This window comes from Micromonospora sp. WMMA1998 (assembly GCF_027497375.1).
Lineage (GTDB): Bacteria > Actinomycetota > Actinomycetes > Mycobacteriales > Micromonosporaceae > Micromonospora > Micromonospora sediminicola.
Map to the genome: position 1 here is coordinate 271,995 of NZ_CP114911.1, position 22,837 is coordinate 294,831.

General features: G+C 73.1%; 26 protein-coding genes. 11 read left to right on the forward strand and 15 right to left on the reverse strand.

Annotated features, from left to right (window positions below):
- Positions 1 to 46 precede the first annotated feature (46 nt).
- The 4 genes from O7600_RS01270 to O7600_RS01285 all read left to right on the forward strand — a co-directional run bounded on the left by O7600_RS01270 (position 47) and on the right by O7600_RS01285 (position 6,239).
- Positions 47 to 1,468, forward strand: coding sequence for a glycosyltransferase family 4 protein (locus O7600_RS01270; RefSeq protein ID WP_281591876.1), 1,422 nt, complete (start codon positions 47 to 49; stop codon positions 1,466 to 1,468).
- Positions 1,469 to 1,688: 220 nt separating this feature from the next.
- The gene (locus tag O7600_RS01275; RefSeq protein WP_281591877.1) at positions 1,689 to 2,870 is read left to right on the forward strand and encodes an alanine--tRNA ligase-related protein; all 1,182 of its coding nucleotides are present in this window, start codon (positions 1,689 to 1,691) and stop codon (positions 2,868 to 2,870) included.
- A 66-nt stretch (positions 2,871 to 2,936) separates the two neighbouring features.
- Positions 2,937 to 4,406, forward strand: a complete 1,470-nt coding sequence (locus O7600_RS01280) for an ATP-binding protein (RefSeq protein WP_281591878.1) — start codon at positions 2,937 to 2,939, stop codon at positions 4,404 to 4,406.
- Positions 4,407 to 4,421: 15 nt separating this feature from the next.
- A complete protein-coding gene (locus tag O7600_RS01285) occupies positions 4,422 to 6,239 on the forward strand; it encodes an acyl-CoA dehydrogenase (RefSeq protein WP_281591879.1) in 1,818 nt (605 codons plus the stop codon).
- 16 nt (positions 6,240 to 6,255) lie between these two features.
- On the opposite strand, the gene O7600_RS01290 is transcribed toward O7600_RS01285, so the two are convergent.
- Positions 6,256 to 6,996, reverse strand: coding sequence for an aminoglycoside phosphotransferase family protein (locus O7600_RS01290; RefSeq protein ID WP_281591880.1), 741 nt, complete (start codon positions 6,994 to 6,996; stop codon positions 6,256 to 6,258).
- A gap of 84 nt (positions 6,997 to 7,080) precedes the next feature.
- On the opposite strand from O7600_RS01290, the gene O7600_RS01295 reads away from it, so the two are divergent.
- Genes O7600_RS01295 through O7600_RS01305 form a run of 3 tightly spaced genes read left to right on the forward strand, consistent with a single transcriptional unit; the run spans position 7,081 to position 8,955 of the window.
- Positions 7,081 to 7,530: a hypothetical protein gene (locus O7600_RS01295; RefSeq protein ID WP_281591881.1), complete on the forward strand. Its 450-nt coding sequence runs from the start codon at positions 7,081 to 7,083 to the stop codon at positions 7,528 to 7,530.
- The gene (locus O7600_RS01300) at positions 7,527 to 8,588 is read left to right on the forward strand and encodes a S66 peptidase family protein (RefSeq protein WP_281591882.1); all 1,062 of its coding nucleotides are present in this window, start codon (positions 7,527 to 7,529) and stop codon (positions 8,586 to 8,588) included. The genes O7600_RS01295 and O7600_RS01300 overlap by 4 nt, the downstream gene beginning before the upstream one ends.
- Positions 8,581 to 8,955 carry a hypothetical protein gene (locus tag O7600_RS01305; protein ID WP_281594045.1) on the forward strand — a complete coding sequence of 125 codons (375 nt, stop codon included), beginning with the start codon at positions 8,581 to 8,583 and terminating at the stop codon, positions 8,953 to 8,955. The genes O7600_RS01300 and O7600_RS01305 overlap by 8 nt, the downstream gene beginning before the upstream one ends.
- Positions 8,956 to 8,964: 9 nt before the next feature.
- Here the strand turns inward: O7600_RS01305 and O7600_RS01310 are convergent, their stop codons facing one another.
- Positions 8,965 to 9,618 carry a tetratricopeptide repeat protein gene (locus O7600_RS01310; RefSeq protein WP_281591883.1) on the reverse strand — a complete coding sequence of 218 codons (654 nt, stop codon included), beginning with the start codon at positions 9,616 to 9,618 and terminating at the stop codon, positions 8,965 to 8,967.
- 149 nt (positions 9,619 to 9,767) lie between these two features.
- Here O7600_RS01310 and O7600_RS01315 point away from each other — a divergent pair, with 149 nt between their 5' ends.
- Complete coding sequence (locus tag O7600_RS01315) at positions 9,768 to 10,487, forward strand: DinB family protein (protein WP_281591884.1); 720 nt, start codon at positions 9,768 to 9,770, stop codon at positions 10,485 to 10,487.
- Positions 10,488 to 10,502: 15 nt separating this feature from the next.
- Here O7600_RS01315 and O7600_RS01320 read toward each other — a convergent pair whose 3' ends face one another.
- From O7600_RS01320 to O7600_RS01330, 3 genes are all read right to left on the reverse strand, one after another.
- A complete protein-coding gene (locus tag O7600_RS01320; protein WP_281591885.1) occupies positions 10,503 to 11,153 on the reverse strand; it encodes a hypothetical protein in 651 nt (216 codons plus the stop codon).
- Between the two features lie 145 nt (positions 11,154 to 11,298).
- The gene (locus tag O7600_RS01325) at positions 11,299 to 11,982 is read right to left on the reverse strand and encodes a hypothetical protein (protein ID WP_281591886.1); all 684 of its coding nucleotides are present in this window, start codon (positions 11,980 to 11,982) and stop codon (positions 11,299 to 11,301) included.
- Positions 11,979 to 12,185 (reverse strand): hypothetical protein, encoded by a 207-nt coding sequence (locus tag O7600_RS01330; RefSeq protein WP_281591887.1) that lies wholly within the window; start codon positions 12,183 to 12,185, stop codon positions 11,979 to 11,981. Before O7600_RS01330 ends, O7600_RS01325 begins: the two co-directional genes overlap by 4 nt.
- A gap of 265 nt (positions 12,186 to 12,450) precedes the next feature.
- On the opposite strand from O7600_RS01330, the gene O7600_RS01335 reads away from it, so the two are divergent.
- On the forward strand, positions 12,451 to 13,014 hold the full coding sequence (locus tag O7600_RS01335; RefSeq protein ID WP_281591888.1) for a dihydrofolate reductase family protein: 564 nt from the start codon (positions 12,451 to 12,453) through the stop codon (positions 13,012 to 13,014).
- Between the two features lie 54 nt (positions 13,015 to 13,068).
- Here the strand turns inward: O7600_RS01335 and O7600_RS01340 are convergent, their stop codons facing one another.
- Positions 13,069 to 13,953, reverse strand: coding sequence for an aminoglycoside phosphotransferase family protein (locus O7600_RS01340; RefSeq protein ID WP_281591889.1), 885 nt, complete (start codon positions 13,951 to 13,953; stop codon positions 13,069 to 13,071).
- 102 nt (positions 13,954 to 14,055) lie between these two features.
- Between O7600_RS01340 and O7600_RS01345 the strand changes: the two genes are divergently transcribed.
- A complete protein-coding gene (locus O7600_RS01345; protein WP_281591890.1) occupies positions 14,056 to 14,568 on the forward strand; it encodes a DUF402 domain-containing protein in 513 nt (170 codons plus the stop codon).
- Positions 14,569 to 14,582: 14 nt separating this feature from the next.
- On the opposite strand, the gene O7600_RS01350 is transcribed toward O7600_RS01345, so the two are convergent.
- From O7600_RS01350 to O7600_RS01360, 3 genes are all read right to left on the reverse strand, one after another.
- Positions 14,583 to 15,653, reverse strand: a complete 1,071-nt coding sequence (locus O7600_RS01350; protein WP_281591891.1) for a pentapeptide repeat-containing protein — start codon at positions 15,651 to 15,653, stop codon at positions 14,583 to 14,585.
- Between the two features lie 105 nt (positions 15,654 to 15,758).
- Positions 15,759 to 16,949, reverse strand: coding sequence for a serine hydrolase domain-containing protein (locus O7600_RS01355; protein WP_281591892.1), 1,191 nt, complete (start codon positions 16,947 to 16,949; stop codon positions 15,759 to 15,761).
- Positions 16,950 to 17,016: 67 nt separating this feature from the next.
- On the reverse strand, positions 17,017 to 17,514 hold the full coding sequence (locus O7600_RS01360) for a DinB family protein (RefSeq protein WP_281591893.1): 498 nt from the start codon (positions 17,512 to 17,514) through the stop codon (positions 17,017 to 17,019).
- A 74-nt stretch (positions 17,515 to 17,588) separates the two neighbouring features.
- On the opposite strand from O7600_RS01360, the gene O7600_RS01365 reads away from it, so the two are divergent.
- Positions 17,589 to 18,128, forward strand: a complete 540-nt coding sequence (locus tag O7600_RS01365; RefSeq protein ID WP_281591894.1) for a GNAT family protein — start codon at positions 17,589 to 17,591, stop codon at positions 18,126 to 18,128.
- A gap of 37 nt (positions 18,129 to 18,165) precedes the next feature.
- Here O7600_RS01365 and O7600_RS01370 read toward each other — a convergent pair whose 3' ends face one another.
- The 6 genes from O7600_RS01370 to O7600_RS01395 form a co-directional block, all read right to left on the reverse strand.
- Positions 18,166 to 18,687: a GNAT family N-acetyltransferase gene (locus O7600_RS01370; protein WP_281591895.1), complete on the reverse strand. Its 522-nt coding sequence runs from the start codon at positions 18,685 to 18,687 to the stop codon at positions 18,166 to 18,168.
- Positions 18,688 to 19,007: 320 nt separating this feature from the next.
- Complete coding sequence (locus O7600_RS01375) at positions 19,008 to 19,679, reverse strand: lysophospholipid acyltransferase family protein (protein WP_281591896.1); 672 nt, start codon at positions 19,677 to 19,679, stop codon at positions 19,008 to 19,010.
- The gene (locus O7600_RS01380) at positions 19,676 to 20,317 is read right to left on the reverse strand and encodes a DJ-1/PfpI family protein (protein ID WP_281591897.1); all 642 of its coding nucleotides are present in this window, start codon (positions 20,315 to 20,317) and stop codon (positions 19,676 to 19,678) included. Before O7600_RS01380 ends, O7600_RS01375 begins: the two co-directional genes overlap by 4 nt.
- Positions 20,318 to 20,333: 16 nt before the next feature.
- Positions 20,334 to 21,263, reverse strand: coding sequence for a GlxA family transcriptional regulator (locus O7600_RS01385; protein WP_281591898.1), 930 nt, complete (start codon positions 21,261 to 21,263; stop codon positions 20,334 to 20,336).
- A 112-nt stretch (positions 21,264 to 21,375) separates the two neighbouring features.
- A complete protein-coding gene (locus tag O7600_RS01390) occupies positions 21,376 to 22,122 on the reverse strand; it encodes a GntR family transcriptional regulator (RefSeq protein WP_281591899.1) in 747 nt (248 codons plus the stop codon).
- Between the two features lie 71 nt (positions 22,123 to 22,193).
- Positions 22,194 to 22,769 (reverse strand): HD domain-containing protein, encoded by a 576-nt coding sequence (locus tag O7600_RS01395; protein ID WP_281591900.1) that lies wholly within the window; start codon positions 22,767 to 22,769, stop codon positions 22,194 to 22,196.
- Positions 22,770 to 22,837: the final 68 nt, after the last annotated feature.

The following is a 22,837-nucleotide window of genomic DNA, read 5'->3' on the forward strand; positions in this document are numbered from 1 at the left end:
CACTCGCGCCCAGTCCGGCCGACGAGCTGAAGGGGTGTGGTCGCCGATGGACCGCGACGTCGCGACGCCGCGCGCCGGCCGCCGGGTGGTGATGCTGGTCGACAACGCCGTCGAGGGCGACTCGCGGGTGCAGAAGGCCGCCCGGTCCGCCGCCGACGCCGGATGGGACGTCACCCTGCTCGGTTGCGCCCACGTCGACGCCGAGCGCCGCTGGCAGCTCGGCGACGCCGAGGTACGCGTCCTGCCCCTCGACGCCCCCCGCCCCGCCCTGCCCGGCGCGTCCGGGTCGCCCGGCGGCGTGGCCGGGCTGCGGCGGCGTCTGGTGACCCGGGGCGGGCTGCCGCTGCGCGCCGCCCGGCTGGCCCGCCGACCCGTGGAGCACGCCCAGGTCCGCTACTGGCGGGCGCGGCTCGGCGACCGGGCCTGGCGCCGGCTGGAGCCCGGACTCTGGGCGTACGAGCGGCTCGCCGGCCCGGTCCTCGACGCGGTGCGTCCCGACCTGATCCACGCGCACGACTTCCGGATGCTCGGCGTGGCCGCCCGCGCCGTGGAGCGCGCCCGCGCCCAGGGACGCGACGTCAAGCTCGTCTGGGACGCGCACGAGTGGCTGCCCGGCGCCCGGCCCCGCCGCGACAACGCCCGCTGGCTGCCCGCCCATCTCGGCTACGTCCGCGAGTACGTCGGCCACGCCGACGCCGTCGTCACCGTCTCCGACACCCTCGCCGACCTGCTGGTCCGCGACCACGACCTGCCGGAGCGCCCGACCGTCGTGCTCAACGCCCCGGTCGCGACGGCCGAGGTCGTGCCGCCGCCGGTCGTCGGGTCCGTGGTCGTCGCTTCGCCAGGCGCCGAGGCCGCGCCCGACCTGCGGGCCCGCTGTGGCCTGGCCGCCGACACCCCGCTGCTGGTCTACAGCGGCGCGATGGCGCCGCAGCGGGGCGTCGACACCGTGGTCGAGGCGCTGCCCCGGCTGCCCGGCGTGCACCTGGCGCTGGTCGTCGGCGACCCCGCCGCCGGGTACGTCCGCCGGGTCGTGGCCCGCGCCGCCCGGCACGGGGTCGCCGACCGGGTGCACGTGCTGCCGTACGTGCCGCACCGGCAGCTCGTCGCGTTCCTCGCCGCCGCCGATGTCGGGCTCATCCCGCTGCACCACTGGCCGAACCACGAGATCGCGCTGATCACCAAGTTCTTCGAGTACGCGCACGCGCGGCTGCCGATCGTGGTCAGCGACGTGCGCACCATGGCCGACACGGTCCGGGCCACCGGCCAGGGCGAGGTGTTCCGGGCCCGGGACGCCGCCGACCTGGCCCGCGCGGTCCGGGCGGTGCTCGCCGATCCGGGACGCTACCGCGCCGCCTACGACGGACCGGACTCGCCGCTGCGCGGCTGGACGTGGGAGGCGCAGGCAGAGCGCATGGACGCGCTCTACCGCCGCCTGCTCACCCCCACCCCCGCGACCACCCTCTGACGCGAATGGGGTGGGCGGGAGGGGGTGGGGCGGGTTAGCGTGGGGGCATGCAGAGCAGGCGCACTGTCACCGCCGCCGCCGCGCGAGCTTCCCGCTCGCCGGCCGCCGCCGCCTGACCTGCCCATTCATCGCCGGCGACCGGAAACGGTCCGCCGGCGTCGTCGTGTCACGCCACCGTTGCGCGGACCGTCCGGACGCCCGTACCCGGAAGGCACCCGCCATGACACCCGACGAGATCACCCGGATCTTCCACGACCACTACCACCGGCACGGCCATCGGGACGCGCCGGAGAGTTCGCTGGTCCCGCCGCCCGGCGACCCGGTGCTGTTCACCACGTCCGGCATGCACCCGCTCACGCCGTACCTGCTGGGGCGCCCGCACCCGGGCGGACGCCGCCTGGTCGACGTGCAGCGGTGCCTGCGCACCACGGATCTGGACGAGGTCGGTGACCGCACCCACCTGACCGTGTTCCAGATGCTCGGCTCGTGGTCGCTCGGCGACTACGACATCGCGACCAGCCTGCGCTGGGGCTACGAGCTGCTCACCGACGGGTACGGCATTCCGGCGGGCCGGCTGCACGCGACCGTCCACGCGGGGAGCGACACCGACGGCGTCGGTCCGGACGAGACCGCGCGGGACACCTGGACCGGGCTCGGCGTGCCGGTGGAGGCGCTCGGCGAGGACAACTGGTGGTCCAACGGCCCGACCGGCCCGTGTGGACCGGACTCGGAGATCTTCGTGTGGACCGGCGACGGGCCGCCCACCGGCACCCCGAGCGGCGACGAGCGCTGGGTGGAGGTGTGGAACCACGTCCAGATGCGCTACCACCGCCACCCCGACGGCCGGCTCACCCCGCTGCCGCTGGTCAGCATCGACACCGGCATGGGCCTCGAACGGCTGGAGATGGTGCTGCGCGGCGACCGGTCGGTGTTCACCGGTGACGGGCTGCGCCCGTGGGTGGAGACGGTCCGCGACCGGTGGGACCTGCGCGGCACGGACCTGCGGGTGGTCGCCGACCACCTGCGCTGCGCGGTGGTCGTGCTCGGCGACGGGGTCCGGCCGAGCAACACCGGCCGGGGCTACGTGCTGCGCCGGCTGCTGCGCCGCGCGCTGACCGTGCTGTGGCGCGACGACCCGGAGCGCGGCCTGGACGAGCTGCCCACGACCCTGCACGAGGACACCGCGCGCCGGTTCCGCCAACGCGTCGACCCCGACCCGCTGCGGCAGGCGCTGGCGGACGAGGAACGCCGCTTCCGGGGGCTGCTGCGACGGGGGCGGCCGCTGGTCGACCGGGTGCGCGCGCGGGGCCCGCTGACCGAACGCGACTACCACTGGTTGCACGACACCTACGGGCTGCCCCGCGACCTGGTCGACGGCCTGCTCGGCGAGGCGGCCGGCTGACGTGTGGCCGCCCGCGCCGGCGGGTGCCAGACTCGCAGGAGACGTCGCCGCTAGGGAAGAGGACCCATGACCGGGTACGAGGTGCGGCCGGACGAGGACGTGGTGCCGCTGCTCGGCGCCGAGCTACGCGTCGTCGACGCGGCGGGGCTGCTCGCCGCCGCCCAGGACGGGCCGGTGGACCTGGTGGCCGGCGGCGACTTCCCCGCCCCGGTCCGGGAGGTCCGCTGCACCGTGCGCGTGGACACCGTCGCCGGGCGGCCGGTGCACCGCTTCGAGGCGTACCTGCGGGTGGAGGCCGCGCCGGCCGGCCTGCTCGCCCTCGGGCTGGCCGGGCCGGTCGGCCTGCTGCTCGCCGAGCGGCTCGCCGCGCGCGGCGGCGACGGCCCGGCCGCCGCGGTGGGCCGGGCGGCGGCCGAGGCGGGCCGCCGGCTCGGGCTGCGCCCCGCCGGCGCCGCGCTGGTCACCCCGCCGCGTGACCCGGCCGGCCGGGCGGTGCTGCACACCGCCGAGGCCGCCGGAGTGCGGCCCCGGGTGGACCAGGACAACGGCACGGTACGCATCCGCGCCGACGTGCCCAGCGCCGAGGTGGGTCCGGCGCAGCTGATCGCCGTGCTCGGCCTGCTGTTCCAGGCCGTCCGCGAACTGGCCGGCGACAGCGTGGAGCCGACCGTGCTGCGCGGACGGACGTACCGGGTGGGGCGGCGACCGGTCGCGGTGGCCGAGCCGCGCAGCACCACGGTGACCCTCGACCAGGTCGGCGGCCTGGCCGAGGTGGTGGCCCGGTTCCGCGAGGTGGCCGTGTCGTTCCGGCACCCGCAGGCGATGGCCCGCTGGGGCGCGCGCCGGCCGCAGGGCATCCTGATGTACGGGCCGCCGGGCACCGGCAAGACCATGCTGGCCCGGGCCCTCGCGAACGAGATCGGCGCGGACTTCGAGGAGATCCGCACCCCGGAGATCCTGGACAAGTACCTCGGCGGCTCCGAACGCAACATCAAGCGCATCTTCCGCGACGCCCGCCGCTACCGCCGGCCCACGGTCATGCTCTTCGACGAGTTCGACTCGATCATCAGCTACGCGGGCGCCGGCGGGGACGCGGCCAGCCAGGCGGTCAACGCCGTCGCCGGCATCTTCAAGCAGGAGATGAACACGCTGTTCGAGGAGAACCCCGACGTCATCGTGGTGGCCACCACCAACTTCCCGCAACGCGTCGACGCCTCGCTGATCCGCTCCGGCCGCTTCGACCTGAAGATCGCCATCCCGGCGCCGGACGAGACCGGCCGCGCGGAGATCCTCACCAAGATGGTCCGCGAGCTGATCGACCGGCACGAGCGGCCCGGCTTCCGGATGTTCGCCGACGACCTCGACCCGGCCGCCCTGGCCGCCGACACCGCCGGGCTGACCGGCGCGGACCTGCGCGAGGCGCTGCGCCGGGTGCAACTCGCCAAGGCGCTGCGGGAGGCGGCGGAGGGTGCGCCGCCGGCTCCGATCGGTCAGGATGACCTGCGGGAGGCCGTCGCCGGGTTGCGCCGCGGCTGACCGGAAGGAGCCCACGTGTCCTCGTCCGATCTGCTGCTGTCCCGCCGCGACCTCGCGTTCCTGCTGCACGACTGGCTGGACGTGACCCGGCTGACCGAGCGACCCCGCTACGCCGAGCACTCCCGGGAGACGTTCGACGCGGTGCTCGACCTCGCCGCGCAGGTCGCCGCCGAACGGTTCGCCCCGCACAACCGGGCCGCCGACACCGGCGAACCCACCTTCGACGGCCAGCGCGTGCGCACCATCCCGCAGGTCAAGGCCGCGCTGGACGCGTTCGCCGGCACCGGGCTGCTCGCCGCCACGCTGGACGAGTCGATCGGCGGGATGCAACTCCCACACGCCGTGGCCGCCGCCGCGTTCGCCTGGTTCCAGGCCGCCAACGTGGGCACGTCGGCGTACCCGTTCCTCACCCTCGGCAACGCCAACCTGCTGCTCGCCCACGGCAGCCCCGAGCAGGTCGACACCTGGGTCCGCCCGATGGTCCAGGGCCGGTTCTTCGGCACCATGTGCCTGTCCGAGCCGCAGGCCGGCAGCTCCCTGGCCGACCTGACCACCCGCGCCGAGCCGCAGGACGACGGCACATACCGGATCGTCGGCACCAAGATGTGGATCTCCGCCGGGGACCACGAGCTGGCCGAGAACATCGTCCACCTGGTCCTCGCCCGCATTCCCGGCGGGCCGCCCGGGGTGAAGGGCCTGTCGCTGTTCGTCGTGCCCAAGGTGCTGCGCGACGGCGACGGGCCGGGCCCGCGCAACGACGTGGTGCTGGTCGGGCTCAACCACAAGCTGGGCTACCGGGGCACCACGAACACGCTGCTCAACTTCGGCGAGGGCGTGCACCGGCCGTACGGGCGGGCCGGGGCGGTCGGCTACCTGGTGGGACAGCCGCACCAGGGGCTGGCGCTGATGTTCCACATGATGAACGAGGCGCGCATCGGCATCGGGGCCGGCGCCACCGCGCTCGGGTACACCGCCCACCTGAAGTCCGTCGCGTACGCCCGGCAGCGCCCGCAGGGCCGCCCGGTCGCCGACAAGGACCCGACCGCGCCGCAGGTGCCGATCGTGGCCCACCCCGACGTACGCCGGATGCTGCTGGCCCAGAAGAGCTACGTCGAGGGCGCGCTCGCGTTGATCCTCTACTGCGGACGGCTGCTCGACGAGGAGAAGACCGCGCCCGCCGAGGCCGACCGGGACCGGGCGCACCTGCTGCTGGAACTGCTCACCCCGATCGCGAAGAGCTGGCCGGCGCAGTGGTGCCTGGCCGCCAACGACCTGGCCATCCAGGTGCACGGCGGGTACGGCTACACCCGCGACTACGACGTCGAGCAGCACTGGCGGGACAACCGACTCAACGCCATCCACGAGGGCACCCACGGCATCCAGGCGCTCGACCTGCTCGGCCGCAAGGTCACCATGCGCGACGGTGCGGCGCTGGAGGCGCTGCTGGAGACGATCCGCGGCACGGTCACCCGGGCCTGGAAGGCCGAGGGGTTCGCCGCCGAACTGGCCGGCCAGCTCGGCGCCGCGGTGGACCGCATCGCGGTGGTGACCCGGCGACTGTGGGCCACCGGCGACCCGGAGCTGGCGTTGGCCAACGCCTCGGTCTACCTGGAGGCGGTCGGGCACGTGGTGATCGCCTGGATGTGGCTGGAGCAGGCGCTGGCGGTGGAGGCGCTTGGCTCCCCGGACGGCGCCGAGGGGGAGTTCCTGGCGGGCAAGCGGCAGGCGGCCCGTTACTTCTACCGGTGGGAGCTGCCGACGGTGGCGGCGCGGTTCGACCTGCTGGAGAGCCTGGACCGCACCACGCTGGACATGCGGGAGAGCTGGTTCTGACCCGGACCCGCGTCGATCAGCACTGCTGGGCCCGTAGCACGTCGACCTCGCAGCCCGGCGCGTACGGGTCGAAGCCGTGCTGGACCAGCCAGCGGATCCCCAGCAGGCTGCGCATCGACCACCACGCGCGGATCAGGTCGAGGTCGACGTCGGCGCCGTAACCGGCGACGACGTCCGCCAGGTGTTCCCGGTGCCCGAGCGTCAGGGTCGCCAGGTCGTACAGGGCGTCGCCCGGGCTCGCCTCGGACCAGTCGACCACGCCGGTGATCTCGTCGGCGTCGACGAACACGTGGTCGACCTGGAAGTCGCCGTGGATGAACGCCGGCGTCCACGGCCGCAGCGCCGTCTCGGCGAGCCGGCGGTTGCGCGTGAGCAGATCGGTGGGCAGGACCTCGTGGCGCAGCAGCCACGCGCACTCGCCGTCGAGCTGCGTGGCCAACGCGTCGTGGCCGCGTCCCGGCCACGGGGGCAGCGGCGCGTCGTGCAGCAGCCGCGCGGCCGCGCCGGCCGCCGCCCAGGCCGCCGGCGACGCCGTCGACGGTTCGCCGAGGCGGCCGAGCGCCGTCCCGGGCAGGGCGGCGAGCGCGAGTACGGGCGGCCGGCGCCACAGGATCTCGGGGGTGGGCAGCGGCACCAGCGCCATCGCCTCGACCTCGACGTCGGTACGCGCCCGGTCGGTGTCGATCTTCAGGAACACCTCGCCGACGCGCAGGGTCGCGCGCTCCGTATGGGCGACGACGACCTCGATCTGCTCCACGGCGACATTGTCACGGCGGTGGCCCTCGCCGGTCACCGGATTTTCGCGGGCACGGCCGGTGCTGATTCTGCGATCATGTGCGCCGTGGCCGGGTTCTGCTTCAAGACGACATGGCTGGCGGTCCGCGGCCGTACCGTGCGGGAGGTCGCCGACGCCCTCGACCTGCGCGAGCGGGAGACGCTCGACACCGAGCGGGTCCCCGACTACCACCTGTGGGCGCGGGCGGTGGACGGTGAACTGCTGCGCGCCTACTGCTACCTCGGGGAGCGGGGGGAGGTGCCGCTGGTCGTGGGGGAGCCCACCGCCGTCGAGATCGACCGGGGCGTCGGCGTCCGCCGCCGGGAGCCCGGTATGGAGCACTGGTCGGACGACGAGTGGGACCGGTGGCACGAGGCCATACCCGACGAGTTCGACGTGATGGCGATCGCCGGCCGGTGGAGCGTCGACCCGAGCCGGATCGACGACGCCACGGTGACCGGCGACGGCATCTTCGGCCGGCCGCCGACCGGCCCGAAGGGTACGTGGGGACCGTGACCGGATCCGCGCTGCCCCCACTGCTCCGACCGCGAGCCCTGCGCCCCGGAGACCTCGTCGTGATCGCGTCGCTGTCCGGGCCGCTGGACCCCGCCTACGAGCCCGACCTCGACCGGGCGGTGGCCGTCCTGGAGGGGATGGGATTCCGGGTGCGTCGGGCGCCGCTGCTCGAGGCGGGGCGGCGCCACTGGTGGAGCGCGGGAACCCCGGCGGAGATCGCCGAGGATTTCAACGCGCTGCTGCGCGACCCCGACGTGCGCGCCGTCGTGGCGCACGACGGCGGTCAGACGGCGCTCGGCTACCTCGACCTGATCGACGTCGAGGTGATCGCGGCCGACCCCAAGCCGATCCTCGGCTACAGCGACATCTCGCTGCTGCACCTCGTGCTCTACGCGCGTACGGGCCTGGTCGGGTTCCACGCCGATCTGGCCACGCCGGGGCTCGGCGGGGCGTGGCAGCCGGTACCCGAGGCGCGCCGGGCGGAACTGGAGCGCCTCTACTCGACGCTGCTCACCGGCACCGAGGCGATCGGCGCGCTGCCCACCACCCCGTCGTGGGAGTGCTGGCGCGCCGGTCGGGTGGAGGGCCGGCTCATCGGCGGCGTGCTCAACCGCGTCATGCGGATCCAGGCGACCCGGTACGCGCTGCCGCTCGAATGGTTCGACGGCGCGGTGCTGTTCTGGGAGGAGATGGGCGGCTTCGCGTCGTGGGTGTGGAGCGACCTGCAGGTGCTGCGGCACTGCGGCGTCCTCGATCGGATCGCCGGCATGGTCGTGGGCGTCCCGCACGCCATCGAGGGGCTCGGGGCGCCCGACCCGACCCTGGCCGAGATCGTCCTCGACGTCCTCGGCGACCGGGACATCCCGGTCCTGGGCAACGTCGAGTTCGGACACGCCGGCCCGAACCTGCCGATGCCGGTCGGCATCCGCGTCGGCCTCGACGCGGGGCAGCGGAGGTTGTCGCTGCTCGAACCGGCGGCGTGCGCGGGTCCCGGACACACGTTTGGTCAGGGTGTGGCGATGCACAAGGAGGTTTCCCGGGGTGACCGCCGTGGTTGACGCGGACGACGTCCGGCGGGTGGCGTCGGCGCTGCCCCACGTGGTCGAGATCGACAGCGACGGCTTCGACTTCCGGGTCGCCGACAAGGGATTCGTCTGGTCCTATCCCGAGCGCACGCCCGGCAGGCCGCGGCGCATCCGCACCGACATCGCGGTGCTCTACGTGGGCGACGAGGCGGAGAAGCAGGCGTTGCTGCTCGGCGAGCCCGACCTCTTCTTCACCACTCCCGCCTACGACGGCTTTCCGCTGGTCATGCTGCGGTTGGCGCACGTCGACGTCGAGCGCCTGACGGAACTGGTCACCGACGCGTGGCGGATGCGCGCCCCCGACTCGCTCGCCGGCGACCTCGACGCGGCGGGGAGCTGACGGGCGACGTCACATCTGTGTCCTCGCCTGCTCGATGTGCCGCACGGTGGCGTGGGCGCCGTGCGGACGGGCGATGGCGTACGCCTCGTCGAGCGTGGCAAGCGCTTCCGCCCGGCGGCCCTGAGCCGCGGCGATGTAGGCGAGCCCGACCATGTTGGACGCCACACCCGGGAGGTTCCCGATCGCCCGGCGCAGCCGGGACGACTCCTCGAGCTGCTCACGCGCCTCGTCCCACCTGCCGGCGGCATGCGCCGCGATGCCCAGGTGCCGCAGCGCCTCGGCCTGGGTCCGGCGGTCACCGGTCTCGGCCGCCAACCGACACGACCGTTCCAGGTGCGGTAGCGCGGCCTCGTCGTCGCGCCGGACGAACTGGTGCAGACAGCCGATCCAGAACAGCGCCTCGGCCTCGCCGCGGGTGTCGCCCAGTGCGCGGTACAACCCGAGTGCGCGCTCGAACAGCGGAAGTTCGGCGGGATCCTCGGCGGCCGACGAGCCGGCGGCGGCCTGGTATCGGGCGTGCAGGACCTTTCCGCGCGCCAACGCCACGTCTGCCTCGACCGCGTCCAGGGCTCGCTCGGCTTCGGTCAACGCGCTGGTGTCACCGCTGTACACCGCCTGCTCACAGGCTTCTCTGGCTCGTTCGATCCGGTCTTCAGCGCTCATGGCCGCCCCCGCTGGCACCGCTCCGACATGCGTGTGCGGCAGTTTACCCATCCGGGCCGAGCGCGGATCGCCGTCCCGGCCGCGTCGCACACCCGTTGTCGGTCCCGCCCGCTAGCATCGCCGCGATCGCCGACGGGAGGAGAGAGGCCGTGGTTGAGGGCGACGTCAGGACGTTCGTGGACAAGGACCTGCGAGGCGCGCGGTTCACCAGGTCGACGCTCGCCGGCGCGGTGATGCGCGGTGTCGACGTGCGCGACCTCGATATCGATGCGCCCTGGCTGGCGGACGGCGCGCTGCTGGTCAACGGAGTTGACGTGGCGCCGCTCGTCGAGGCCGAGCTGAACCGGCGCTTTCCCGGGCGCGAGCTGAAGAACGCCACGGATCTCGACGGCCTGCGCGCGGCGTGGGCGGCGCTCGAGAGGGCCTGGGCAGCCGCGGTGGACCGGGTCGAGTCCATGCCCGAGGGCGCCGCCGACGTCTCGATCGACGGCGAGTGGTCGTTCGCGCAGACGCTGCGCCACCTCGCGTTCGCCACCGACGCATGGCTCGGCAAGGCGATCCTGCGACTGCCGCGGCCCTTCCACCCGCTCGGGCAGCCGCACGCCGAGTACGAGACGGACGGCTACGACATGTCCGTCTTCGCCGCAGCGCCGCCGAGTCTCGCCGAGACACTGGAGCTGCGGGCCGAACGGCAGGCTATGGTGCGGGACTTTCTCGCGAACGCCACGCCGGAGCTGCTCGCCGAGCAGCGGCCGACGGCGTGGTCACCCGATCACGAGGAGCCGGTCGTGCACTGCCTTCACGTGATCCTCGACGAGGAGTGGGAACACCTCCGCTACGCCCTGCGCGACCTCGACGCGCAGGAATAGGGCGCTCGCTCGAGGTCAGGCGTCGCAGGTCCAGGGTCGTCCCGGGGCCGCGCGTACCGCGCTGCGCCCGGGCGGCAGGTCAAGGACGTCGATCAGGCTGGGATCCTCGTCGACGGCATGGTGCAGGTGCCCGAGCCTGCCGTTGCTGCCGTCCGCGTCGCTGGAACCGATGAGCTGCCAGATCCCGTCGTCCGCGTCGTGACTGATCCGCAGCACGGGCTCGTGGCGTTCGAAGACCTGAGCGGTCTGGATGCAGGTGGTGCCCAGGAGCCAGTGCCGCATCCACCGGGCGCGCCGATCGTGTTCCATGACGTGGTCGGTGACCCACCACACGAACGGCAGGTCCTCGTGGGCACGTGACTGGTCCGCGGTCAGGTCCGGACCGCCCTGCGGGACCCGCTCGAACGGCACGTCGACGAGCGAGAACGCATGGCCTTCCTCGTTGGCGAAGATGACGGCGTGGAAGGTGCCGCCGCCGGGACTGCCGGCGCCGATGCCCACCGACAGCCGGGCGACGTGCGGGTCCGAGCCGGTGACCCAGCCGAACGCGTACGACGCCAGCTCACCCCCCGGCCCGACGAACTCGCCGAACGCACGCCGGTCCATGCCCGTCATGCCCGGCGTCGGCACCTCGACGAGCGTGCCCTCCAGCACCTGGATCTCCACGCCGGCAAGATATCCGATCGGCGGCATCACGTCGCCGGCACTCGCCACCATCACCCGGCGTGCTGTCGCTGCTGCTGCCTGGCGCTTGCTGTGCGGCAGCCGCGGTCCCGCCCGTCGTCGGGGCGCGAGCTGAGCGAGGTGTCGATCACCCTGCTACAGCAGGTCGAACAGGGTCTCGATCCGGGTGGCCAGGACAAGGTCCATGGTGCCGTCGACGCGGACGCCGATCACTGCGCCCGCCCGGCGCCCGGGCCAGCCGGACCACCAGCGGTGGCGTGCCCGCCAGCGGGTACTCGAACCAACCGTCGGCTGTTTCGTCGTCGGTGTCGTCGAGCGCGCCGACCAGTGCCGCCTCGTCCAGATCGTCGTACGCGTAGCCGATGTAGGCGCTGAGCTGCCGAAGCAGCCGCACCACGTGTTCCTCGGCCACCCACCCCTCGACCAGCGCCACGTCGTCACGACCCGACCTGGCCGGTGGCAGCGACCCGGGCGACAGCAGCTGTTCGGCCTGCGGGTCGTACGAGTCGAGCCCGTACGAGCCGGCCAGGAACGGGAGCGCGCTGGTGCCTTCCCAGCCGAAGGGCAGGGTCACCCCGACGAACCGATCGGCGAGATCGGTACGGCCCCATGCCAGCCGTCCACCCAGGTCGTCGTGCCACGGAGCGATCGTGTCGGCAAGATCCGGCCAGCGGCGGAGCAGGTCGCCGCGGAAAGCCAGAACGCGCCTGTCCGCCACCAGGCCGTCAGCCACTTCGTGCGCCAGCCGTTCAGCCAACCGGCGGGGATCCTCTGCTGCCCCGGACGGCCAGAAGTACAGGTCGTAGCTCACGCCAGCAGGTTAACGACGTCCACGTCGCACACTCTTCGCGGCACGTGTCGGCTCACCACCCGCCCGCCGTGCGCCTCCACCGAAGCGGCCACCGCATCGAGCGTCGCGGCGAACTGCTTGTCCTTCGCCGAGAACAGGCCTACGAGCGCGACGGTGTTGCCCGCCAGCACGGAGGCCGGCGACCCGACCGGATACTGCCGCACGGGTCCATGGTGCCAGCCCTGACTGAACGCGGTCCCGGTGGCGCACCGCGGCTGCGGCGCGTCCACCCGAGGACGTTCGGGTATTCCTCGCACCTGTCAGTCGACCGTCTCCGCAACTTTCTTTCGGGATGCCGTCGCACCTGGGCCCCGTCGATCGTGGAACAGGCGGAGGGTGGAGACGCCCGGCCGGATCCTGATGACAGACGTGACGGTCGGTCAGCGGGCAGATCAAGGTGACACCGCGGGTGCGCCGGAAGGTAGAGGCATGGCAAAGCTGATCTACGTGAACAACGTGTCGCTCGACGGCTACATGGAGGACGAGGGGGGAGCCTTCGCCTGGTTCCCGCTCGACGACGAGGTGTTCGCGTTCACCACCGACCTCATGCGGTCGGCGGGCACGTACCTCTACGGGCGGCGCCTGTACGAGATGATGGCCGTCTGGGAGACCGACGCCTCGCTGGCCGCGCAGTCCGAACTCATGGCCGAGTTCGCGCGCGTCTGGCAGGCGGCGGACAAGGTCGTCTACTCGACGACTCTCAGCGAGGTGCCGACGGCTGCCACCCGGGTGGAGCGCCACTTCGACCCCGCCGCCGTAGGTCAGCTGAAGGCCACGGCGGACAGGGACATCATCATCGGCGGTGCCGACCTGGCCGCGCAGGCCATTCGGGCCGGCCTGGTCGACGAGTGCCAGTTGCTCGTCTGGCCCACCTCCGTCGGAGGCGGCAAACCGGGACTACCCACGGGTGTACGCACCGACTACACGCTCCTCGGCGAGCGCCGGTTCGGCAACGGCGTCGTTCACCTACGCTACCGCCCGCTCGTCCGCTGACCGGGGCACGGCCCTGTTCCCGAGGCGCCGCGGCCGGTGCGCGTTCGACGCGGGTCAGTCGTGGCGGTGACGGACGATGTGGTCGATGGAGCGGATCGTGTCCGCGCGGTCGTGCTCGCTGATCAGGTCCCACAGGTCGGCCAACCAGTAGAGCGAGCCCGACAGCATCCAGGCCCACCCGCGTACCCAGGTCGCCTCGTCGAACCCGAGCGCCTCCCGGTAGGCGGCCCGGGCGCGGGCATCGAACAGGCTCCAGCCCGGCCGAACCTCGACCGCCGGGTCGCCGCGGCCGAGAGCACCGAAGTCGATGACGCCGGTGAGCCTGCCCCGGTCGACCAGCAGGTTGCCTTCCAGGAGGTCACCGTGCAGCCACACGGGTGGTCCGGGCCACTCGTCGGCCGCCATCGCCTCGTCCCACGCGGTGGTCACCGCCCGCCGGTCGATCCGGTCGCCCAGCGCCGCGATCGACCGGCGGGTCAGCTCGTCCCGCTGTGCCAGGGGTACGCCGCGTTGAATCCCCTCCTTGACCGGCCCGTCCATCGGGTCGATCGCGATCATCGCGCGCACGAAGCCGGCGAGGTCGACGGCGAGGTCGACGAGGTCCTGCCCGGCTTCCGGGTTGTGCCCGTCCAGCCACGGGACGACCGTCCACGGCCACGGATAGTCCCCGCCCGGCTGGCCGAGGCCGATCGGCACCGGCACCGGCACCGGCAGGTGCGGCGCGAGCCGCGGCAGCCAGGTCGCGTCGGTCGCCACCTGGTCGACCGCCCATGGCGCCCGCGGCAGCCGTGCGGTCAGCGAGTCACCGAGCCGGAACAGCGCGTTGTCGGTGCCGGTCAACGGCTGCGTGACGATCGGCAGCTCCGACCATTCGGGGAACTGCGCGTCGATCATGGCGCGAACCTGCTCGGCAGTGACGACGATCTCTCCGGGGCGCACCGCGCGACCGTAGAGCCCGCTCGATCGTTCTGTCGATCGAATTCGCCGGGTCCGCGGTCGGTGGGGCGCCGCATCGGAGGTGGAACTGCCTAGGCTGCTCGAGTGAACGACAGGATGGCCGCCGAGACCGTGCGTCTGTTCAAGATCAAGCGCCCCGGTGGTGTCTTCTGGTTCGACCTGCGGCGCGTCGGGCAGGACCGCGACGGCACGTGGCTGCACGGTCCCGTCGGTTCGGCCTGGGGCGCCCCGCACGACCGTGGCACCCTCTCCGTACCGGTGGTGGTGTTGCTGGCGGCCGATCGGCCGTGGGCGGCGTGGTGGATCGGAGATCCCGCCGACCGGCGACTGGAGATCGACGTGTGCCGCCCACCGGATATCACCGACGGCGGGTGGCGGTACGTCGACCTCGAACTTGATCCGGTCTGGCACGAGGTCGACGGGCGGGTCGAGATCGAGGACTGGGACGAGTACGACGACGCCTGCCGCGACGGCTGGATGAACCCGGACGACGCCGACCTGGCCCGGGCCACGGCGCAGCACTGCGCGGATCTGCTCCGCCGGGGGACGGAACCGTGGCTGCGCCGCGGCTGGCAGCTGCTCGACCAGTCGATGTGAGTCTGGATCCCCGGTCAGGGGATCGACCGGAGCCGCGGGGCCTTCGTCGTGATCCCGGGCGGTTGGAGCAGGGGCGGCGGCTCGGGGCCGGGGTCGTCGGCGACGACGACGCCGGCGCCGAGGTGGTCGAAGTCGGCAGGCCACCGGGTGAGGTCGCTGGCGAGAGCGCCGCCCAACCGCGCGCCGGTGAGGGTGGCGGTGCCGAGATCGGCGCCGCGCAGGTCGGCCAGACGTAGGTCGGCGCGGCGGAAGACGGCGCCGGTGGCGTCGGTCTTGCGCAGGTTCGCCTCGCGGAGGTCCGCCTCGCTGAGATCGGCGTCGCGCAGGTCGGCCTCCACCAGCCGCGCCCCGCGCAGGTCGGCGCCGACGCACCGGGCGCGGCGCAGGACGGCGGTCTTGAGGTCGGCGTGTCGCAGGCTCGTCGACACCAGGGACGACTGGGTGAGGTTGGCGTGGAAGAGGCCCGCCGACTCCATGCAGGCCCGGTCGAGGTTGACCTCCGGCAGCCACGACCCGTCGCAGTCCGCCCGGCGCAGATCCGTGTCGCTGAGGTTGACCCAGCGCTGTTCCCGGTGGTGCTGGCACAGCACACCCAGTCCGGTCAGCGCGACCTGGGCGTCGGCGACACGCGTCTCCAGCGGCGCGACGTCGTTGATGTCGGCGTCCGCCGCTGGCGCTCCCGCGCCGGGCGGCGGCCAGGGCAGATGCGTACGCAGGAAGGCGGCCTGGATCGAGATGACCGCCTCCCGGTCGCGACCGGAGTGTTCCGCGATCCGCCACAGCGCGTGCAGGCCGCCGATGCGTACGTCCAGCTTGTCGCTGCCGAGCTGGTCGACCGCCCGGCTGAAGCGGTCGGTCAGGTTGCTCTCCTGGGTGGCGCGCAGGCTGTCCTGACTGACCCGGAGCTGCCGCCAGGTGGCGTAGGCGCCGAAGAACAGCACGACGCCGGCGAGCGCCTGGAGCATCGTCTTGCGGACCTCACCCACCGCGGTCAGCCGATCCGGCGCGGAGACGCTCGCTCCGGCCAGGTCGTGCCCGACCACCAGGCCCGGCAGCAGCACGAACGCGGCGCCGAGAGCGGCCACTCCGATCACCCCGCCCACGACGGCTGCCACCGCGCGCCGACCGATCGGAAGACCGCGTCGGCGTCGCCCGCCCTGACCCGGTGCGTGCGGTTGCCCGGTCATCGGTCAGTCGTCGATCGACTGGTAGACGGCCGTCCAGAGGTCGTGCCACATCGGCAGCCTCTGGTCGCCGGCGTGCGCCCGTTGCATCATGACGATCGTCGTCATGTCCTCGGCGGGGTCGTTGTACCAGGCGGTGCCGTAGAAGCCGGGCCACCCGTAGCTGCCGACCGAGGGCCCGAGGTGCGTGCGGCGGGTGCGGACCGACATCCCGAAACCCCAGCCGATGGCGTCGAAGTAGCCGGGCCAGAAGCCGGACACCGCCTTCTGGCCCGAGGTGAGGTGGTCGCTGGTCATCAGGGTGACCGCCGGCCGGGAGAGCACCCGCTCGCCGTGGTGGACGCCGCCGGCGAGCAGGGCGGAGGCGAAAGCGAGAAAGTCGTCGGCGGTGGAGACGAGCCCGCCGCCGCCGGACTCGAACGCCCGGGGCCGGCTGAACCGCCCGTCGGGGCCGTCCTCGACGACCGGCCCGCCGGTGGGGGCGTCGTCCTGCGCGTACGCCGTCGCCAGCCGGTCGGTGTTTCCGGCGGCCACGCTGAACGCGGTGTCCCGCATGCCGAGCGGGTCGCAGACCCGCTCGCGTACGGCGTCGTCGAAGGACATGCCGGTGGCCCGGGCGACGAGCACGCCGGTGACGTTGGCGGCGACGTCGTACATCCAGCGTTCGCCGGGCTGGTGGACCAGCGGGAGCTCGCCGAGCTGGCGGATCCACTCGTCCGGTGACGCGTAGTCGAGCGCGTCCAGGGCGTCGGCGATCGGGACGGTGCCCGGCTCGGCGGGGACCATGCCGGTGCCGAGGGTGCCGACCAACAGGTCCCGCAGCGTGATCGGGCGCTGCGCGGCGACGGTGGCGTCCAGGGGCCCGTGCGGGTCGGCGAGCACGGTCATGTCCGCCAGCTCGGGCAGGAGGTCGTCGACCGGGTCGTCGAGGCGGAGCGTGCCGTCCTCGACCAGCGTCATCACACACGCGGAGACGACCGGCTTCGTCATCGAACCCAGGCGGCAGATCGTGTCGGCCGCCATCGGCGTGCCCGACCCCGCGCCCTCGAACGCGAGCCGGCCCACCGCTTCGACGTGCAGGTGGCCGTGGCGGGCGAGGACGGTCACCGCTCCCGGGACGAAGCCCGCGTCGACGTGCCGGTTGAGCAGGTCGCGCAGCCGCACCAGCCGCTTCGACGAGAGGCCACCACCGGTCATTTTCTCCTCCTCGTCCCGCCCGTTCGCACGGTACCCGGCGCGCGACGATCGCACGTGCCCCCGCGCGTCAGCCCGCGACGACCTGCTCCCGGAGGATGTCCGCGTGCCCGCAGTGCTGGGCCAGCTCACGCAGCACGTGCAGGTAGACCCACCGCAGCGGGAGTGGCCCACGCCGGTGCCCGGTGAGGACGTCGTCCAGGCCCAGCGACGAGGTCGCGCGGCGGGACGCCTCGCAGGCCGCGCGATGTGCCCGCCGGATGCCGGCGATGGTGTCCCCGTCGTCGAGGAGGAACGAGTCCTCCGACCGCTCCGGGATGCCGATCTCGGCGCGCGACCGGCCCGTGACCACCTCGTCGAACCAGACCTTCTCCACGAAGGTCGCGTGCTTCACCAGACCCAGCAGGGTGGTCCGGGAGGCCACCAACGACCGGCGCGCCTGTTCCTCGGTCAGCCCGTCGAGGCAGCGGTCGAGCGCGTCGCGGTGTTCGTCGAGGAACGCCTCGAACTGGGCCCGGGCGGGCTGCGCGACGACCTCGGCGGCGAAGGTGGGCGGGAAGGACGGCATGGACGAAGCATTCCAGACCGGCGGCCGGCGTTAACTCGTTCGTGGCGTCGTACCCCGGCTGTTAGCGTCGCGGCATGTTCGCCACCGACCGGGTCCGGCTGCGCCCGCCCACGCCCGACGACGCGCCGAACCTGTTCCGTCTCCACGGCGACCCCGAACTGCACCTGCTCAGCGACGACGGCCCGTTCGTGCCGCACCACGTCGGCCAGGTCCGGGCCCGGCTGGAAAAGCGGATCAGCGACCCGGCCGAGGTCGACGACGGGGTGTCGCTGCTCGCCGAGACCGTGGCGGACGGCACGTTCCTCGGCGGCAGCTCGCTGTGGGGGCTCAACACCTTCAACGGATACGCCCACCTCGGCATCTCGCTGCTGCCCGAGGCGCGCGGCCAGGGGTACGGGACCGACGTGGTCCGGCTGCTCTGCCGGTACGGCTTCCGCAACCGCAACCTGCGCCGCCTGGAGCTGGAGACGCTGGCCGGCAACACCGCCATGCGGCGGACCGCGGAGAAGTGCGGCTTCACCCACGAGGGCACCCAGCGGGAGCGCGAGTACGACGGCGACGGCTTCGCCGACATGGTGATCTACGGCCTGCTCCGGCGCGACTGGACGCCTTAGCGCGACCGGCCGGCCCTTCCGACGGCCGGTGGGCAGGTCAGCGGCTGAGCGTGATCCAGTAGCGGCGGACCCGGACGTGCCCGGTGTCGAGGATTCCCTGGAACACGCCGCCCTGGCTCTCGATAGTGCGCGCCGAGGCGAGGTTGTCCTCCAGGCAGGGAATGAGCACCCGGCGCAGACCCAGCACGGTGCGGGCCTCGCGGAGCATCTCGCCCAGGGCCCAGCTCGCCAGGCCGCGGCGGCGCGCGGAGGGACGTACGCCGTAGCCGATCTGGCCCAGGTCGTCGTCCTGCCAGTGCCGCATCGCGATCCCCCCGAGCACCTGCCCGTCCTCGACGATCCACCGGCAGGAGGCGTGCCGCTCGTCGGGGCATGGCGCCCCGGCCCCGTGGTCGAGCCGGACACATCGCCGCACCCAGTCGGCGAAGCCGTCGGGCGAGTCCAGGTCGTCGTCGGGGCCGATGCCGAAGCCGTCCTCGTGCAGACCGGGTCCCCAGTCATCGCGGCAGTCCTGGAAGGCGGCATACAGGCTGGTGGTGGGCGATATCAGAGTTGGCATGCGAGCCACCGTAGCCACGGTCCGGGCCTCATGCGATCCCCCTCGAATCCCCTGTGGATCATGCCCACAGGCCGTCTCTGCCTTCGACGATGCCGTTTGGTTGGGGGGAGTACGTATGCGCTCGCCCGGGCGGTCCCCGGGGGTCTCAGGGTGGGTGAGTGGCTACTTGCGAGGCAGTGCACCCCGGCGCGCGACGGCTGGGCATGAGCGAGATCAGTGATCTGCATCACAAAGCGGTCGCGGCACCATCGGCGGGTGCCGCAACCACTGCCTTCACGCCTACTGCCGGTCGCTCTCGGCCGGACCGGCGGCGCGGGACGTCACGGCCGGGCGTACCGCGGCACGTACTCCTGGCCGGACAGCTCGGCCACGGCGGCCATGACGGCGTCGGTCGCGATCCGCCGGGACCGCGCGTCGCCGGGGTCGCCGCCCGGCACACCCAGCTCGACCGGCTTGCCGAACACCACCCGGACCCGCGCCGGCCGGGGGAGGGTGTGTCCGGGCGGCAGCACCCGGTCGGTGCCGACCATGGCCACCGGGACGACCGGCGCGCCGGACCGCAACCCCAGCCAGCCGACTCCGGTGCGGCCGCGGTGCAGGCGGCCGTCCGGGGACCGGGTGCCCTCCGGATAGATGCAGAAGACCCCGCCGTCGGTCAACACCCGCAGGCAGGTCTCCAGGGACGCCACCGCGGCGCGCCTGTCGTCCCGGTCGACCGGGACCTGACCGCCGGCGGTCATGAACCGGGACGTGAGTCGCCCCAGGACGGTGCGTCCGGTGAAGTACTCGGCCTTGGCCATGAAGGTCACCGGCCGGGGTACGGCGAGCGGCAGGAAGGTCGAGTCCGTGACGGACAGGTGGTTGGAGGCGAGCAGGACCGGCCCGCTCAGCGGAATGTTCTCCACCCCCTCGACCCGCAACCGGACGGCGGCCCGCAGCACCGGGCCGAGGGTCGCCCGGAGGGCGGCGTAGCCGCGCCCGTGGCCGCTCATGCGCGCCCCACGATGGCCGAGCGTCGGGTGAGGACCGCCGCGACGACCGGGTCCGGCGCGGTCGCCGGATCGCCGGCCCGGTAGGGCGGCTGCGGCTGGTACTCGTGGGCGAGTTGGATGCTCTGCGCGACGCCGTCACCGGCGATCCGACCGGCCAGGGTGAAGGCGAGGTCCAGCCCGGCGGAGACGCCGGCGGCGGTGGCGTACTTGCCGTCGAAGACGACCCGCTCGGGCGACGTCTCGACGCCGAGTGCGGCCAGGTCGTCGCGGAGCAGCCAGTGCGTGGTGGCGCGGCGGCCGGCGAGCAGGCCGGCGGCGGCGAGCAGGAGCGAGCCGCTGCAGACCGAGGCGGTCCACGTGCTGTGCGGGTCGACGGCGCGCAGCCAGCGCAGGACCGGGCCGTCGTGCATGTGCGCGTTCTGGCCGGGGCCGCCCGGAACGACGATCACCTCCGGGCGGGTGACGTCGGCGAGCGCCGCGTCGGCGTACAGGTGGAGGCTGCCGACGTCGTTGCGAACCGGGCCGGGACGGTCGGCGACGAGGGTGACCCGCGCGCCGGGCAGGTGGCTGAGCACGTCGTAGGGGCCGACGACGTCCAGTGCGGTGAAACGGTCGAAGAGCAGGAACGCGATCTGCATGGAGTTCTCCCCGGGGTCAGAAGCGGCGTCGGTACTCGGAGGGCGGAACGCCCAGTGCGCGGACGAAGGCGCGCCGCATGGCCTCGCTCGTGCCGTAGCCGGACCGTCCGGCAATCCGGTCGACGCTGTCGTCGCCCTCCTCCAGCAGGCGGCGCGCGGTCTCCAGGCGTACCCGGTCGACGTAGCGGCCCGGTGGCTCACCGACTTCGGTGGTGAACGCCCGGGCGAACTGCCGCGGTGACAGGTTGGCCCGGCGCGCCAGCGTCGGGACCCGCAGGTCGGCGTGCGGGTTGTCGGCGATCCACCGCTGCACCTCGCGTAGGCCGGACCGGCTGGCGACCTGGGCGGACAGTTGGGCGCTGAACTGGGTCTGGTTGCCGGGGCGGCGCAGGAACATCACCAGGTGCCGGGCGATGGCCAGCGCCACGTCGCGGCCGAGGTCCTCCTCGACCAGGGCGAGCGCGAGATCGATGCCGGCGGTCACGCCGGCCGAGGTGGCGATCGGCCCGTCCCGGACGAAGATCGGCTCCGGGTCGACGAGCACGTCGGGATACCGCCGGGCCAGCGTGCCGCAGACCCGCCAGTGCGTGGTGGCCCGGCGGCCGGCCAGCAGACCGGCCTCGGCCAGGACCAACGCCCCGCTGCACACCGAGACGACGCGTCGCGCCCCCGAGGCGTGCGCCCGGAGCCACCGGACGATCGCCGGATCGGTGTCGCGGGTGCCCTCACCGCCGGGCACGATCACCGTGTCCGGCGCCGGCACGGCCGACAGGTCCGCGTCGGGCACCAGGGTGAGCCCGCTCGACGTGCGAACCGCCGTGCCGCCGGAACTGGCGGTCACCACCCGGTACGCCGGGCCGGCGCCCGCGAAGACCTCCAACGGGCCGGTCACGTCGAGGCTCTGCACGCCCGCGAACAGCAGGATCAGCACGGTACGGCCGGACATGCGACCAGCCTGCGGCCTGGTGCCAACGGCAGCAACGTCGTGGATCCCACCTTCTCTGCCACGGCGTCGCGGTCACTGTCGCTGACGGTTCCGCCGGGACAACGACACCTACTCAGTCGATCGGGATGCGGTAGACGAGGTCGTAGCGACCACCGGGCAACACGATGTCGGCGGTCTCCACCGGCGTGCCCCCGGCGGTGTAGGTCCGTTCGATGGTGTGCACGAAGGTACGCGCCGGCAGGTCGAGCGCGTCGACCTCCTCGGCCGTCGCCGCCCGCAAACTCACCCGCTCCACCACCTCGTCCACGCGGACACCGATGGCGTCCATGCGGGCGACGACCCCCACGGAGGCACCCTCTTCCGGCCACTCCACCGGAGTGCCGGCGGTGAGGGCGAGCGGCTCGTACGAGGTGGAGAGCTGTATCGGTTCGTCGTCCGCGAGGAAGCGGTAGGTCGTCCGCATCACCGGTGATCCCGGTTCGACAGCGAGGCGAGCCGCGATGCGTTCATCTGCTTTCGAGTGGCGGCTGTCGTGCTCCCGGGTGCCATGCTGTCCCGCGCGAGCCGCGTCGCGGGCGAACGGCGAGGTCGCGTCGTCGCCGGTGCGCAGATCCCGGCCTCCTGCGTGGCGAACCAGCCGCGCGGTGTTCCTGACGTAGACCCCGGAGCCGGCCCGACCCTCCACGATGCCCTCACCCTTGAGCACCGCGACGGCCCACTTCACGACGGTTCGGCTGACGTCGTACTGGCGCATCAGGCCCGATTCCGACGGCAGCTTCGATCCGGCGGGCAGTTCACCGGAGAGGATCGCGGCGCGCAGGTCGGCGGCGATCGTCAGGTAGGCGGGCGGTGTTGGCATGTCGGTGGCACCTCCGGTCAGCCCGCCCAGTCGATCACGAGCACCCGAGGACACCAAGGAAACGCGTCCACTCACACGGCGGGCGGCCTCAACCAGGCCATCGGAGTACCGGTCAGGGCAGCGTCGGCGAGGCGGTGTGCGGATGCTGTCCTGAGCGCCGCCCGGGAGCTGTCGATCCACCGCTGGACGTCGGCGATGCCCTGATGCCGGTACTCGACGGCCTGGACAAGGCATTCGAGCTTGTCGGCGTCACGGGCCACCATCGCCTCGGGCGTCTCGCCGGCCTCGTACTCGGCGACGGCGGCGTGGATCGCCTCGGCGACAGCCGGTGGGCAGTCGGCGACCTGGTCGGCCGTGACGGCCGTGTTGGATACGGCGGTGAGGTAGCGCCTGGCGATGTGCGGCATGTCGGTGATCCGGGTTTCCTGGGTGTCGTGCAGGACGCACAGCATCGACACCCGGCCCGGGTCCGCGCCCTCCATGGCCGCGAGCATCATGCCGATGAGCGCCGTGCGGAACGAGTGTTCGGCGATCGACTCCGGGTGCTTCACACCGGCGAACCACCAGCCGGTCCGGGCCGCGCGCTTGAGCACCCCCGCCTCGAAGATGAAGCTCATCGCCCCGGTGACGTCGTGATCACTGCTCATCCTGACCGTCCTTGCTTGGAGATGCCGCGTCGACGGCCGAGGCCAGCGAGCGCGCGGACCACGGCGTC